Consider the following 13,207-nt stretch of genomic DNA (forward strand, 5'->3'; position numbering starts at 1 on the left):
CCGGGGGCGCTACGCTTGCCCGGCCTACAGATAATTCACCCTCTTCTGTTTGAAGAGGGTATTGCTCACTCTGCCGCTTTTTTCTTCGCCGCACGCTTCGCTTTGGTCGCTGCGGCTATTTTCTGCGTTTTAGCCGATGGCTTTTTTGCTTTTCTCGCGTCTTTCTTCGCTGCTTTCGGCTTCGCTTTTTTCTCGCCGCGGAAGGCGCTATCAGGCTCGAAGTTAACTTTTTTACCTACCTGACGACGTTTACCGGCGTTTTTACTTTCACCTTTTTTCGCTTTTTCACGCGCCGTTTTGCCGACGTTACGCGGTGCGCGCTCGCTGGAGATCAGGCTAAAGTCAATTTTCCGTTCGTCCATATTCACCGCTTCGACGCGTACCTCGACCCGGTCGCCCAGGCGATATGTCTGCCCGCCGGACTCGCCAATCAGACGTTGCCCTACCTGATCGAAGCGATAGTAATCGTTATCCAGTGAGGAAACGTGTACCAGCCCATCGATAAACAGTTCATCAAGACGGACAAAGAAGCCGAAACCGGTGACGCTGGCAATCACGCCCTTAAAGACGTTGCCTACCTGATCCAGCATAAAGTCACATTTCAGCCAGTCGGAGACATCACGCGTCGCTTCATCAGCGCGGCGTTCCGCCATCGAACAGTGCTGACCGAGCTGCAACATCTCTTCCATCGAGTAGTGATAACCGCCCGTTTCTGTGGTGTTGCCCTTGTTCCCTTGCTCTTTCGCCAGCAGGTACTTAATGGCGCGGTGCAAAGAAAGATCCGGATAGCGGCGAATCGGCGAGGTAAAGTGCGCATAAGACTGCAACGCCAGGCCAAAGTGCCCGCGGTTTTCCGGATCGTAAATCGCCTGCTTCATTGAACGCAGCAGCATAGTTTGCAGCATTTCGGCGTCCGGCCGGTCGGCAATCGATTCAAGCAGTTCGGCATAATCGCGCGGTTCCGGTTTGTTTCCGCCCGGCAGCTCCAACCCCAGCTCCGCCAGTACGGAGCGGAATGAGGTGATCGCTTCGGTGGTGGGCTTATCATGAATACGGAATAACGCCGGCTCTTTAGCTTTTTCGACAAAGCGCGCCGCCGAGATATTCGCCATGATCATGCACTCTTCGATAAGCTTATGCGCGTCATTACGCTGGGTCTGTTCGATACGCTCAATGCGACGATCGGCGTTAAAGATAAACTTCGCCTCTTCGCTCTCAAACGAGATCCCCCCGCGCTCTTCACGCGCTTTATCCAGCACTTTGTAGAGGTTGTGCAGCTCTTCAATATGCTTCACCAGCGGCGCATATTGTTCACGCAGATCCTGATCGCCCTGCAGCATATGCCAGACTTTGGTATAGGTCAGACGCGCATGGGAGCTCATCACCGCTTCATAGAATTTGTAGCCGGTCAGCCGACCTTTCGCCGAGATGGTCATTTCACAGACCATACACAGCCTGTCAACCTGCGGGTTTAGCGAACACAGACCGTTGGAGAGCACCTCCGGCAACATTGGGACAACCTGTGACGGGAAGTAAACCGACGTGCCGCGATTGCGCGCCTCGCGATCCAGCGGCGTTGGCGGCCGTACATAATAGCTCACATCAGCAATAGCGACCCACAAACGCCAGCCGCCGCCGCGTTTTTTCTCACAGTAAACCGCGTCGTCAAAGTCACGGGCATCTTCGCCATCAATAGTGACCAGCGGCAAATCGCGCAGATCGACACGACCGACTTTCGCCTCTTCCGGCACCTCTTCTTTCAGCCCGGCGACCTGCTGCTCTACCGCCTGCGGCCAGATGTAAGGTATTTCATGGGTACGCAGCGCCATATCAACCGCCATACCGGTGCCCATATTGTCGCCCAGCACTTCGACGATTTTCCCTACCGCTTTAGTACGGCGAGTTGGACGTTGGGTCAGTTCAACCACGACCACGAACCCCATCCGCGCGCCCATGACGTCTTCTGGCGGGATAAGAATGTCGAAGCTGAGACGGCTGTCGTCCGGCACTACAAAGCCGACGCCCGCATCGGTGAAATAACGCCCGACTATCTGACTGGTTTTCGGTACCAGTACACGGACGATACGCGCTTCGCGGCGACCTTTACGATCGGCGCCCAGCGGCTGCGCCAGCACCTGATCGCCATGAATACAGGTTTTCATCTGCTCGCTGGAAAGATACAGATCGTCTTTGCGGCCTTCGACACGTAAGAAACCGTAACCGTCACGATGACCGATCACGGTGCCTTTCAGCAGGTCGAGGCGTTCCGGCAGCGCATAGCACTGGCGGCGGGTAAAGACCAGTTGTCCGTCGCGCTCCATCGCGCGCAGGCGGCGACGCAAGGCTTCAAGCTGCTCTTCGCCTTCAATATTCAGTTCTACGGCCAGTTCTTCGCGACTGGCCGGTTTTTCACGTTTCGTTAAATGTTCGAGGATAAATTCCCGGCTCGGGATAGGATTCGCGTATTTTTCTGCTTCGCGTTCCTGGAAAGGATCTTGTGACATTGAGGTTCCTCCATTGTCATCTCTAATGAAGTTTACTTCACTCCACCAGTAATAATTTATAAAGCGGTTGATTCTCTTCAACCAAATCGGCAAGCGTGTAGTTATCCAGCTCCTTGAGAAAACTCTGCACGGCCTTAGAAAGCGCCTGTTTCAGACGACAGGCAGGGGTGATGTGGCAAAATTCGCTGCTACAGTTGACCAGTGATAAGGGTTCCAGCTCACGCACCACATCGCCAATACAAATAGTATTAGCCGGTTTACCCAGGCGGATACCGCCATTTTTTCCCCGAACGGCGGTGACAAAGCCCGCCCGGCTAAGCTGATTGATAATTTTGACCATATGATTACGGGACACGCCGTAGACTTCTGTCACCTCAGAAATGCTGGTCATTCGTCCATCTGGTAACGACGCCATATAGATTAGCGCACGTAAGCCGTAATCGGTGAAACTCGTTAACTGCACATCAACCTCAGGAAAAGGGAAAACGGGAAAAATACATTTATATTGATGATAAACCAGCCACAAGCTGTGTCGCTAATTTATTTCAGTTCGGGGAAGGAAAAAAGCGAGGATTTAACACTGTGTCGGATAGCGTAATGGCTTACCCGACACAGCAATGTATCACACTGTTAGCCCGGCAGGCAAAATATCTGCCAGGCGTACCAGATTTACGCGTCGAACGGGTCGCGCAGAATCATCGTCTCAGTACGATCGGGGCCGGTAGAAATAATATCAATCGGCACGCCGGTCAGTTCTTCGATACGTTTGATGTAGTTCAGCGCCGCCTGCGGCAGGCCGCTACGATCTTTCACGCCGAAGGTGGATTCAGACCAGCCCGGCATGGTTTCGTAAATCGGCTCTACACCTTTCCAGTCGTCAGCTGCCAGCGGAGTGGTAGTCACTTCGCGACCATCCGGCATACGGTAAGCCACGCAGAGTTTCACCTCTTTCAGGCCATCCAGCACGTCCAGTTTGGTCAGGCAGAAGCCAGACAGGGAGTTCAGCTGTACCGCACGACGAACGGCAACGGTGTCCAGCCAGCCGGTACGACGACGACGGCCGGTAGTAGCGCCGTATTCGTTACCCTGCTTGCAGAGGAACTCGCCGGTTTCATCAAACAGCTCAGTCGGGAACGGACCTGCACCTACACGAGTGGAGTAAGCTTTGAGGATACCCAGAACGTAATCAACATAACGCGGGCCTAGGCCGGAACCGGTCGCCACGCCACCTGCAGTGGTGTTAGAAGAAGTTACGTACGGATAAGTACCGTGGTCGATATCCAGCAGGGTACCCTGCGCACCTTCAAACATGACGAAATCGCCACGCTGACGCGCCTGGTCGAGCAGGTCCGAAACGTCAACAACCATAGAAGTCAGGATGTCGGCAACAGCCATCGTATTATCCAGAACTTTCTGGTAATCAACCGCTTCAACTTTGTAGTAGTTAACCAACTGGAAGTTGTGATATTCCATCACTTCTTTCAGTTTTTCAGCGAAGGTTTCTTTGTCGAAAAGGTCACCAACACGCAGACCGCGACGTGCCACTTTATCTTCATAAGCAGGCCCGATTCCACGACCGGTGGTGCCGATCGCTTTCGCGCCACGCGCTTTCTCACGCGCGTTATCCAGCGCAACGTGATAATCAAGGATCAGCGGACAGGCTTCAGACAGCAGCAGACGCTCACGAACGGGGATGCCACGGTCTTCCAGTTCTTTCATCTCTTTCATCAGCGCGCTCGGAGACAGCACAACACCGTTACCGATGATGCTGGTTACATTCTCGCGAAGAATACCTGATGGAATAAGATGGAGAACGGTTTTTTCACCGTTGATTACGAGAGTATGGCCTGCGTTGTGACCGCCCTGGTAGCGTACAACATATTTAGCCCGTTCAGTCAGAAGATCGACGATCTTTCCTTTACCTTCGTCACCCCATTGGGTGCCCAGTACGACGACGTTGTTACCCATTTTTCAAAATCACCGTTTGCTTAAAAATGGATTCTACCATCGCTTTTTCAGATATACAGCACTTTTTGCACTCAATCTGCGGCAAATCCGACCACTTTTTGCTCAGCCAATCGTTTTCCTCAACATGTAGTAGACCACAACTCCCGCGACCACAAGTCCGCCGCCAAAACGACGTAAAACATTTTCCGGCAGTTGCGCCAGTGCCGAAACCATTTTTTTCCATGCGCCGGGATACAGCATCGGTCCCAGCCCTTCGAGGACTAATACCAGAGCAAGCGCCAACCAGATTGTTGAATTCATTTATCGCCCTTATAAAAGAAAACCACCGGCATCCTTTGGATGCGGTGGTTTTGCTGGTCTAAAACCGCTGACGCTATTTTAGCGTGTCGTCGAACTCGGTGTCTTCATGTAGCGGAAGAAATCGCTGTCCGGGCTCAGTACCATCACGTCCTGATTACCTTCGAAGCTCTTCTCGTAAGCGCGCAGACTACGAATGAACGCGTAGAAATCAGGGTCCTGACTGAACGCGTCGGCAAACAGCTTCGCGGCTTCAGCATCACCTTCACCACGCATGATACGCCCCTGACGCTCGGCTTCCGCCAGAGTTTTCGTCACCTCATAGTCAGCAGCCGCACGCAGTTTTTCCGCTTCTTCCTGACCTTGTGAGCGATGACGACGCGCGACCGCTTCACGCTCGGCGCGCATACGGTTGTAAATCGCCTCAGAAACCTCGGTCGGCAGGTTGATCTGCTTAATACGCACATCGACCACTTCGATACCCAACGCCGCCATACTGTTCGGGTTGATGACCGGTACTTTACCTTTGGTTTCCGCCGTGACGCGTTCCGCCGCTTCGGCAATCGCATCATCCGCCGCCGGGGTCGCCACTTCATCATCAGTGCCGGCTGAACCGGAGTTCAGCGCGTCGCGCACCTCCAGAGTCAGACGACCACGAGAATCGGTCACGATGTCTTTTACGTCCAGGCGACCAATCTCAGAACGCAAACGGTCCGAGAATTTACGTTTTAACAGCACTTCGGCTTGCGAAATATCGCCGCCGCCGGTCGCCAGATAGTAACGGCTAAAGTCGCTGATACGCCATTTGATGTAGGAGTCGACAATCAGGTCTTTCTTCTCTTTAGTCACAAAGCGATCGGCCTGGTTATCCATCGTCTGGATACGCGCATCAAGCATTTTCACTGATTCAATAAACGGGATCTTAAAGTGCAGACCCGGCGCGTAAACCAGCGGTTTGTTCTCATCGTCACGCAGAACTTTACCAAAACGCAGCGTAATGCCGCGCTCGCCCTCTTTGACCACAAAGACGGACATGTAGAGCACTACCAGCACGATGATGATAATCGCAATAACTGACTTACGCATCGTTATTCCCCCTGACGCTGGTAGTCGTTACGCTGCGCATTCGCGCGGCGTTGGTCCATAATATCGCCCTGATTTGAGGACGACGTGTTGCTTGCTCCGCTGGCGTTAGACTTTGTGGACGGCGGCAGGCGCAGCAGGTTGCTGGCGCTATTGTCGCTCTTTGCCGCCGGCGCATTCCCGCCTTTCAGCATCTGATCTAACGGCAGCACCATTAAATTACCGCTCTTGTCGTTAACCAGTACTTTACGGGTATGGCTCAGCACTTTTTCCATCGTTTCAATATACAGACGCTCGCGTGTAATCTGCGGCGCGGCTTTATATTCCGGCAAAATCTTCGCAAACCGGGCGACTTCACCCTGCGCTTCCAGGATAGTCTGGGTTTTATAGGCGCGTGCCTCTTCCAGAATACGCTGCGCCTGACCGTTGGCGCGCGGCTGAACTTCGTTGGTATACGCTTCCGCTTCACGAATGTACTGCTGCTCGTTTTCACGCGCGGCAATCGCGTCGTCAAAGGCGGCTTTCACCTCTTCCGGCGGACGCGCAGCCTGGAAGTTCACATCCAGCAGGGTAATCCCCATGTTGTACGGTTTGATAGTCTCTTCCAGCTCGCGTTGGGTATCGCTACGAATAACGGTACGGCCTTCGGTCAGGATGCGATCCATCGTGTATTTGCCAATGACGCCACGCAGCGCGCTGTCGGTGGCCTGACGCAGGCTATCGTCCGGGCTGGTCACGCTAAACAGATATTTCTGCGGATCGGTGACGCGGTATTGCACGTTCATTTCAACGCGCACGACGTTTTCATCAGACGTCAGCATCACGCCTGACGCCGCCAGTTCGCGCACCGCTTCGACGTTCACCGGCGTAACGTCGTCAATAAATGTCGGCTTCCAGTTCAGACCTGGCTCTACCAGATGGCTGAATTTACCAAAACGCGTTACAACGCCGCGCTCGGCTTCTTTAATGGTATAAAAACCACTGGCCGCCCAGATAATGACTACTGCCGCCGCGGCGATGGCGACAATACGGCCTCCCAGTTGCGGACGCGGGCCTTGCGATGAGCTACCGCCGCCGGAACCGGTGCCTTTACCGCCCCCAAAACCACCGAGTTTTTTACTCAGCTTACGGAAGATATCATCCAGATCGGGAGGTCCCTGATCGCGGCCACCTTTGTTTCCATTTCCCCCAGAGTTGCTGCCAGGTTTGCTGCTTCCCCACGGGTCGCGGTCCTGTCCGTTATTACCGGGCTGATTCCACGCCATGTTTGTGCTCCATATTTGTTATGCGGTGATCCCCGTTGTCTTTCGACCTCAGAGGATAAGGCGAAATTACTCCATGCTTCAGACGAACCGCCGTTACAGACATCATCTTTCAGGCTGCGTCTTGAGTGGCGGCTTTTTTACCCCAGGTCACTTAGTTGTGAGCTCCTGAGATTCTCTCAGCTACCGCCTCAATACGACCTGAATGGCTTCGCGTCTAGATCACGTATTCGATCAACGCCGGTTCTTGTTTACAGAGGCGACGCCAGTCGACAATCGGCATTCGTACCTGCAGACTGACGCTACCGTCTTCCTCCATCCACTCTTTTTCTATTGCCTGAAGCTGATAAAACCGACTTCTCAGACGCCCTTCCTGCGGCGGCAAACGCAGCGTATGCTGCGCCACCTCGCCGGAAAGACGCTCCGTCAAAGCCTGAAAAAGCTGTGGTATCCCCACGCCGCTTTGCGCTGAAAGCCAAACGCGGATGGGTTTATTCTCTTCATCTCTGTCGATACGCGGTTCAAAGTCGTCCAGCATATCGATTTTGTTCATCACCATTAAGGTGGGGATTTCGTGAGCGTCAATCTCTTCGAGAACGGTGTTTACCGCCTCGATGTTTTCCTGCACACGAACATCCGCCGCATCGACCACATGCAGCAGCAGCGTCGCCTGACGCGTCTCTTGCAGGGTAGCTTTAAAGGCAGCCACCAGATCGTGCGGTAAATGGCGGATAAAGCCTACCGTATCCGCCAGAACGGTTTCACCGACATCCGCTACATCAATACGACGTAACGTGGGGTCCAGCGTCGCAAATAGCTGATCTGCCGCATAGACCCGCGCTTCAGTGATCTGATTAAAAAGGGTGGATTTTCCGGCGTTGGTATAGCCCACCAGCGATACCGTCGGAACGTCGGCCTTGATGCGCGACTGCCGCCCCTGCTCACGTTGCTTCTCAACTTTCTCCAGGCGCGACTGAATCTGCACAATGCGATTACGCAGTAAACGACGGTCGGTTTCGAGCTGGGTTTCACCCGGACCGCGCAAACCAATCCCGCCTTTCTGACGTTCAAGGTGGGTCCAGCCACGCACCAGACGCGTAGCCAGATGGCGTAGCTGCGCCAGCTCAACCTGCAACTTACCTTCATGGGTACGCGCACGTTGGGCAAAAATATCTAAGATAAGACCGGTGCGATCGATAACCCGGCACTCGCACAAACGCTCCAGGTTTCGCTCCTGGGCTGGACTCAATGCATGATCAAACAATACGACCGCTGCGCCAGTCGCTTTCACGGCTTCCGCAATTTCAACTGCCTTACCTTCACCTACAAAGTACTTCGGGTGCGGTGCTTTACGGCTACCGGTAATCACCTGCATTGCTTCGACACCGGCGGAAGAGACCAGAGATTCAAACTCCTGGAGGTCTTCCATATCTTTGTCTTGCGAAAAATAGATGTGTACCAGTACCGCCTGCTCACCGGCATCATAACGGTCAAACAAGCGTAAACCCTCTTAATAACCAGCGGGGGCGATTATCCGACGCCCCCGACATGGATAAACAGCGCGTGAACTTATTCAGTCTCTTCGCTGTCCTGTTGCGCAGTAGAACCCTGCGCGTTGCTACCGTGATGGTAGTTATTGCTGGCGCCGCCACCGGCATTGTTGCTGTGATGGGAAACCGGGCGGGACGGGACAACAGTAGAAATCGCGTGCTTATAAACCATCTGGCTGACCGTGTTCTTCAACAGGATCACGAACTGATCAAAGGACTCGATTTGACCTTGCAGCTTAATACCATTCACCAAATAAATAGAAACTGGAACACGTTCCCGACGCAATGCGTTCAGGAACGGATCTTGTAAAGATTGCCCCTTAGCCATTCTCTTTTCCTTATATGCTTATTTGTACTTTGAACCTTTCGATTCTGAAAAATTGCGCACGATACGTCTCAATTGTACACATTCAGTCTGCGATAGCACCAACAACCTGTAATACTTCTTTTCGCGCCCGATCGGGATTCTCACTGTCAAGCCAGCGCACCCCTTCCCAACCGCGCAACCAGGTCATCTGGCGCTTCGCCAACTGTCTCGTGGCGCAAACACCTCTATAAACCATTTCATCATATGAGATTTCGCCCTCAATGTATGACCACATCTGGCGGTATCCCACACAACGGATGGAAGGCAAGTCCGTATGCAAATCTCCTCGGGCAAAAAGCGCCCGGACTTCTGCTTCAAAACCTGAAGCCAACATCTGATGAAAACGCAGTTCAATGCGCTGATGGAGCAGTTCACGGCTCGCCGGGGCGATAGCGAACTGATGCACCTGGTACGGTAGCGCGTCTCCTGACGTTTGCGTTAGCTCCGTTAAAGTTTTACCCGAAATGAAAAAAACTTCCAGTGCCCGGGAAAGTCTTTGCGGATCATTTGGATGAATTCGCGCGGCGGCAACCGGATCTATCTCCTGAAGTTGCTGATGCAACGCCTCCCATCCAAGCTCCGCTGCTTGCTGCTCTATCCGGGATCTGACTTCCGGATCTGCTGAAGGCAGCGGCGATAACCCTTCCAGCAATGCCTTAAAATACAGCATGGTACCGCCCACTAACAGCGGGATACGCCCCGCAGCGGTGATCTCCGCCATTTGCGCTAACGCGTCGCGGCGAAAATCCGCCGCCGAATACGCCTGCGACGGGTCGCGTATATCCAGCAGTCGATGCGGCGCCGCTTTCAGCTCATCGGCATTCGGCTTAGCCGTGCCAATATCCATTCCCCGATAAATGAGGGCGGAATCAACGCTTATCAACTCTACTGGCAAAACTTTACGCAGTTCTATCGCCAGCGCCGTTTTGCCGGAGGCCGTCGGCCCCATCAAAAATATCGCCTTAGGCAGGCTCGCCTTGCTTACATCATTCATGCTTCAGGGCGTTCATCGCCGAATGTAAATCAACAGGTTGTAACAGGCCACCCGGCGGCGCTTTTACCAGCTGCGGACATAGCCGCTCAACATCCGCCAGCAGCGATATGGCCTGCGCCATCGACCACTGCGGATGTTCGCTCTGCACATTACGCGCTATCCATTGTGCAATATTGACTGTTGCAAATGTGGTCTGCTGCGCCAGGTAGCCTATCAGTTCAGGAATCAAGATTTGTAAATTTTGTTGTCGTAAGGGTAAAGGCACCGCCCGAATGGTCACATGCTGCGCATCTGACTGAAATTCAATACCCAATTCTCCCAACAAAGATTGGGCTTTTTGCAGCGCGGCTTTTTCATCGGCGCTCACTTTTAAACGCAGCGGAATCAGCAACGGCTGCGCGCAAACCGGACTTTGACCCGGTGTAAGCTGCGCCTGACGCAGCCAACGCTCCGCAACCGGTAGCGACAAGAGCTGGATAGTCCCCGCGTGTTCCAGCAACGCGCAGTCACCGCCGACTATTGTCAGTACGCGACCGAAACTCTGGCTATGTCCGTCAAGCGCAGGCGCAACCGGCTCCGGCGCAGGGCTCGTCGTCGGCGTCTGTAAAAGCGCGCGATAAACCTCGCCCTGCTGCTTCTGATAACCTGGCTGCGCGGGCGGCCAACCACCAGCGGTCTGACGCCCGCCGTTACCGCCCGATGCGCCGCCGGAATAACGCGGTGTCGCGGGCTCGCGCGCCGCAGTTGGCTCGGCGGGTACAGCAAAATGGTTGCGCCCGGCGGCGATACGGTTTTCCGGGACATGCCGCGGCGCTGGCGCAATCTCCTCCAGCGGCAGCGTCGTTTCCGTCTGCTGTTGTAGAACGCTCAGCACCCCTTGATAGATGAAGTCGTGCACCAGCCGCGATTGATGAAAACGCACTTCGTGCTTGGCGGGATGAACATTGACATCCACCTGATGCGGGTCAATCTCCAGATACAACACAAACGCAGGCTGTTGGTCCGCGCCCAGTTTATCTTCACAGGCCTGGCGAATGGCATGGTTGATCAAGCGGTCGCGCATCATGCGGCCATTCACATAACAGTACTGGATCTCCGTTAACGCCGTGGTGGTGTGATTCGGATCGGCGACCCAGCCGCGCAGGGTCAGATCGCCATGCTGCCACTCGATCGCCAGTGCATGTTCGAGAAACGGCGTGCCGCAGATGGCGCCTAACCGGCGCTCTTTTTGCCCGTCCTTTGCGACAGCGCGATACTGCCGTACCAATTTGCCGTTGTGCGACAGGTTAAGCGTGACGTCAAAACGGGCCAATGCAATACGACGGATGATCTCATCGATATGATTAAATTCCGTTTTTTCGGTACGCATGAACTTGCGCCGGGCGGGCGTATTGTAAAAGAGATCCAGAACTTCCAGGGTGGTGCCGACCGGGTGCGCGGCGGGTTTTACCGTCACGTCCATGTCACGCCCTTCCGCATACGCCTGCCAGGCTTCCGCCTGCTCCGCCGTGCGCGACGTTAGCGTCAAACGCGAGACCGAACTGATACTGGCCAGCGCTTCGCCGCGAAATCCCAGACTGATAATCGCTTCCAGATCGTCAAGCGAGGCGATTTTACTGGTGGCATGACGGGCCAGCGCCAGCGCCAGCTCCTCTTTTTTAATGCCGCAGCCATTGTCGCGAATACGAATAAGCTTCGCGCCGCCACGCTCGATATCAATATCAACGCGGGTAGCGCCTGCATCCAGACTATTCTCTACCAGCTCTTTAACAACCGACGCAGGGCGTTCCACCACTTCGCCAGCGGCGATTTGGTTCGCGAGCTGCGGCGGCAGAACCTGAATCGGCATGAAATCTCCTTAATTCGCGGCGGTTATGGCGCCAGGCTGGTTGGTACTGGCCGTCTGGCCTGGGCCGCCCTGCGGCGCAGACTGGATCGGATGCGCTGCAAAGTACTTACGCAACCCCCGGTATATAGCGTCAGCAATCTGCTGCTGATAGCGGTCGCTCGCCAGCAATCGCTCTTCGCCGTGATTACTGATAAAGCCCGTCTCCACCAAAATGGACGGGATATCCGGCGAACGCAACACGCCCAGGCTCGCGTGTTCCGGGCGACGTTTATGCAACGACCCCACACCATCCAGTTGGCTTAGCACGTTCGTCGCCACATCATACCCTACCCGCTGCGAATGACCGAATTGCAAATCCAGTACCGCCTGGCTCAGGTAAGGGTCTGACTGACTGTTCGCCAGCACATCGCCAGCGCCGCCTAACAGTTCGGATTGCTTCTCATGCTGCTCAAGCCAGTTTGCCATTTCGCTGTTCGCGCGACGATTGGACAATACCCAGACGGAGGCGCCGGTGGCGTCGCGATTTGGCGCGGCATCCGCATGAATAGAGACAAGGAAGTTGGCGTTTTGCTTACGCGCCACGTCAGACCGCCCCATCACCGAAATAAAATAGTCGCCGTCACGCGTCAGCACGCCTTTAAACATCGGATCGTTATTCAGCAATGTGCGTAACTTACGCGCGATGGCGATGGTGACATTTTTCTCGCGCGTACCGCCCGGGCCTATCGCGCCGGGGTCCTGGCCTCCATGTCCGGCATCAATAGCAATCACCACTTTATCGCCAGCGCCTGCCGACGCGCGCGCCGCAGGCCGCGTAACGGTATTGCTGCTGGTTACGCCGGTCAGGCGATCATCAGAAGATTTAAACGGATTACGGGCAGGCTCCGTCGGACGGGGCGCGCTTTCAACCCGTTTCGCGACGACAGGCGGTGGCGGCGGCGGAACATCGGCATTAATGGTGAAAATGACCGTATAGTTGCCGCCGTTTTGCCGCTTCACAGCCTCGGTTTTACCATTTTCCGTCAGATCGACAAGCAACCGTAAAGATTGCGCATCTTTCGGCGTTCCGGCACGGATCGTTTTTACCAGATTGTTACCGCTAAACTGAAGCGGCAGCCCCTGAATCACGCCGGTCTGCCTGATATCCAGCGCCACGGTCCGTTTACCGTCCTGTGAGTAAGCATATTCCGGCTCGCCGATAAAACTCAGCGTAATGCGCGCCTGCTGCTCGCCGTTGGACACCTGAATATCAGAGAGACTGGCGGCGCCCGCCTGCGCGCACAGCAGGATTAAGGCTGCTATTACGGCATTTTTGATGCGATAAATCATCCCG

At 54.7% G+C, this 13,207-nt stretch carries 11 protein-coding genes; all 11 read right to left on the bottom strand.

Features of this window, described 5'->3' with window-relative positions; genetic code table 11:
• Positions 1–65: 65 nt before the first annotated feature.
• The 11 genes from rnr to amiB all read right to left on the bottom strand — a co-directional run bounded on the left by rnr (position 66) and on the right by amiB (position 13,203).
• A complete protein-coding gene (rnr, locus tag J4728_RS10440) occupies positions 66–2,504 on the bottom strand; it encodes a ribonuclease R (protein ID WP_000076354.1) in 2,439 nt (812 codons plus the stop codon).
• Between the two features lie 37 nt (positions 2,505–2,541).
• Positions 2,542–2,967, bottom strand: a complete 426-nt coding sequence (gene nsrR / locus J4728_RS10445; protein ID WP_001177632.1) for a nitric oxide-sensing transcriptional repressor NsrR — start codon at positions 2,965–2,967, stop codon at positions 2,542–2,544.
• Positions 2,968–3,173: 206 nt separating this feature from the next.
• Positions 3,174–4,472, bottom strand: coding sequence for an adenylosuccinate synthase (gene purA, locus J4728_RS10450; protein WP_136164447.1), 1,299 nt, complete (start codon positions 4,470–4,472; stop codon positions 3,174–3,176).
• Positions 4,473–4,574: 102 nt separating this feature from the next.
• On the bottom strand, positions 4,575–4,772 hold the full coding sequence (locus tag J4728_RS10455) for a DUF2065 domain-containing protein (RefSeq protein ID WP_001089290.1): 198 nt from the start codon (positions 4,770–4,772) through the stop codon (positions 4,575–4,577).
• Positions 4,773–4,850: 78 nt separating this feature from the next.
• Positions 4,851–5,855 carry a protease modulator HflC gene (hflC, locus tag J4728_RS10460; protein WP_001232417.1) on the bottom strand — a complete coding sequence of 335 codons (1,005 nt, stop codon included), beginning with the start codon at positions 5,853–5,855 and terminating at the stop codon, positions 4,851–4,853.
• Between the two features lie 2 nt (positions 5,856–5,857).
• Entirely contained in the window at positions 5,858–7,117 is a 1,260-nt protein-coding gene (hflK, locus tag J4728_RS10465) for an FtsH protease activity modulator HflK (RefSeq protein WP_000312505.1), read from the bottom strand.
• A gap of 214 nt (positions 7,118–7,331) precedes the next feature.
• Complete coding sequence (hflX, locus tag J4728_RS10470) at positions 7,332–8,612, bottom strand: ribosome rescue GTPase HflX (protein WP_000460338.1); 1,281 nt, start codon at positions 8,610–8,612, stop codon at positions 7,332–7,334.
• Positions 8,613–8,683: 71 nt separating this feature from the next.
• The gene (hfq, locus tag J4728_RS10475; RefSeq protein WP_001051875.1) at positions 8,684–8,992 is read right to left on the bottom strand and encodes an RNA chaperone Hfq; all 309 of its coding nucleotides are present in this window, start codon (positions 8,990–8,992) and stop codon (positions 8,684–8,686) included.
• An 82-nt stretch (positions 8,993–9,074) separates the two neighbouring features.
• Positions 9,075–10,025 carry a tRNA (adenosine(37)-N6)-dimethylallyltransferase MiaA gene (gene miaA, locus J4728_RS10480; protein WP_001000734.1) on the bottom strand — a complete coding sequence of 317 codons (951 nt, stop codon included), beginning with the start codon at positions 10,023–10,025 and terminating at the stop codon, positions 9,075–9,077.
• Complete coding sequence (gene mutL / locus J4728_RS10485) at positions 10,018–11,874, bottom strand: DNA mismatch repair endonuclease MutL (protein WP_208211724.1); 1,857 nt, start codon at positions 11,872–11,874, stop codon at positions 10,018–10,020. The genes miaA and mutL overlap by 8 nt, the downstream gene beginning before the upstream one ends.
• Positions 11,875–11,883: 9 nt before the next feature.
• On the bottom strand, positions 11,884–13,203 hold the full coding sequence (gene amiB / locus J4728_RS10490) for an N-acetylmuramoyl-L-alanine amidase AmiB (RefSeq protein ID WP_000640362.1): 1,320 nt from the start codon (positions 13,201–13,203) through the stop codon (positions 11,884–11,886).
• Positions 13,204–13,207 lie beyond the last annotated feature (4 nt).

This window comes from Salmonella sp. 32070601201500089SM (assembly GCF_017573605.1).
Taxonomy (GTDB): Bacteria; Pseudomonadota; Gammaproteobacteria; order Enterobacterales; family Enterobacteriaceae; genus Salmonella; species Salmonella enterica.

Bases quoted from the DNA above. Each gene is read 5' to 3' on its own strand.
- rnr (WP_000076354.1), bottom strand. From the start codon at position 2,504: ATGTCACAAGATCCTTTCCAGGAACGCGAAGCAGAAAAATACGCGAAT.
- purA (WP_136164447.1), bottom strand. From the start codon at position 4,472: ATGGGTAACAACGTCGTCGTACTGGGCACCCAATGGGGTGACGAAGGT.
- J4728_RS10455 (WP_001089290.1), bottom strand. From the start codon at position 4,772: ATGAATTCAACAATCTGGTTGGCGCTTGCTCTGGTATTAGTCCTCGAA.
- hflC (WP_001232417.1), bottom strand. From the start codon at position 5,855: ATGCGTAAGTCAGTTATTGCGATTATCATCATCGTGCTGGTAGTGCTC.
- hflK (WP_000312505.1), bottom strand. From the start codon at position 7,117: ATGGCGTGGAATCAGCCCGGTAATAACGGACAGGACCGCGACCCGTGG.
- hfq (WP_001051875.1), bottom strand. From the start codon at position 8,992: ATGGCTAAGGGGCAATCTTTACAAGATCCGTTCCTGAACGCATTGCGT.
- miaA (WP_001000734.1), bottom strand. From the start codon at position 10,025: ATGAATGATGTAAGCAAGGCGAGCCTGCCTAAGGCGATATTTTTGATG.
- mutL (WP_208211724.1), bottom strand. From the start codon at position 11,874: ATGCCGATTCAGGTTCTGCCGCCGCAGCTCGCGAACCAAATCGCCGCT.
- amiB (WP_000640362.1), bottom strand. From the start codon at position 13,203: ATGATTTATCGCATCAAAAATGCCGTAATAGCAGCCTTAATCCTGCTG.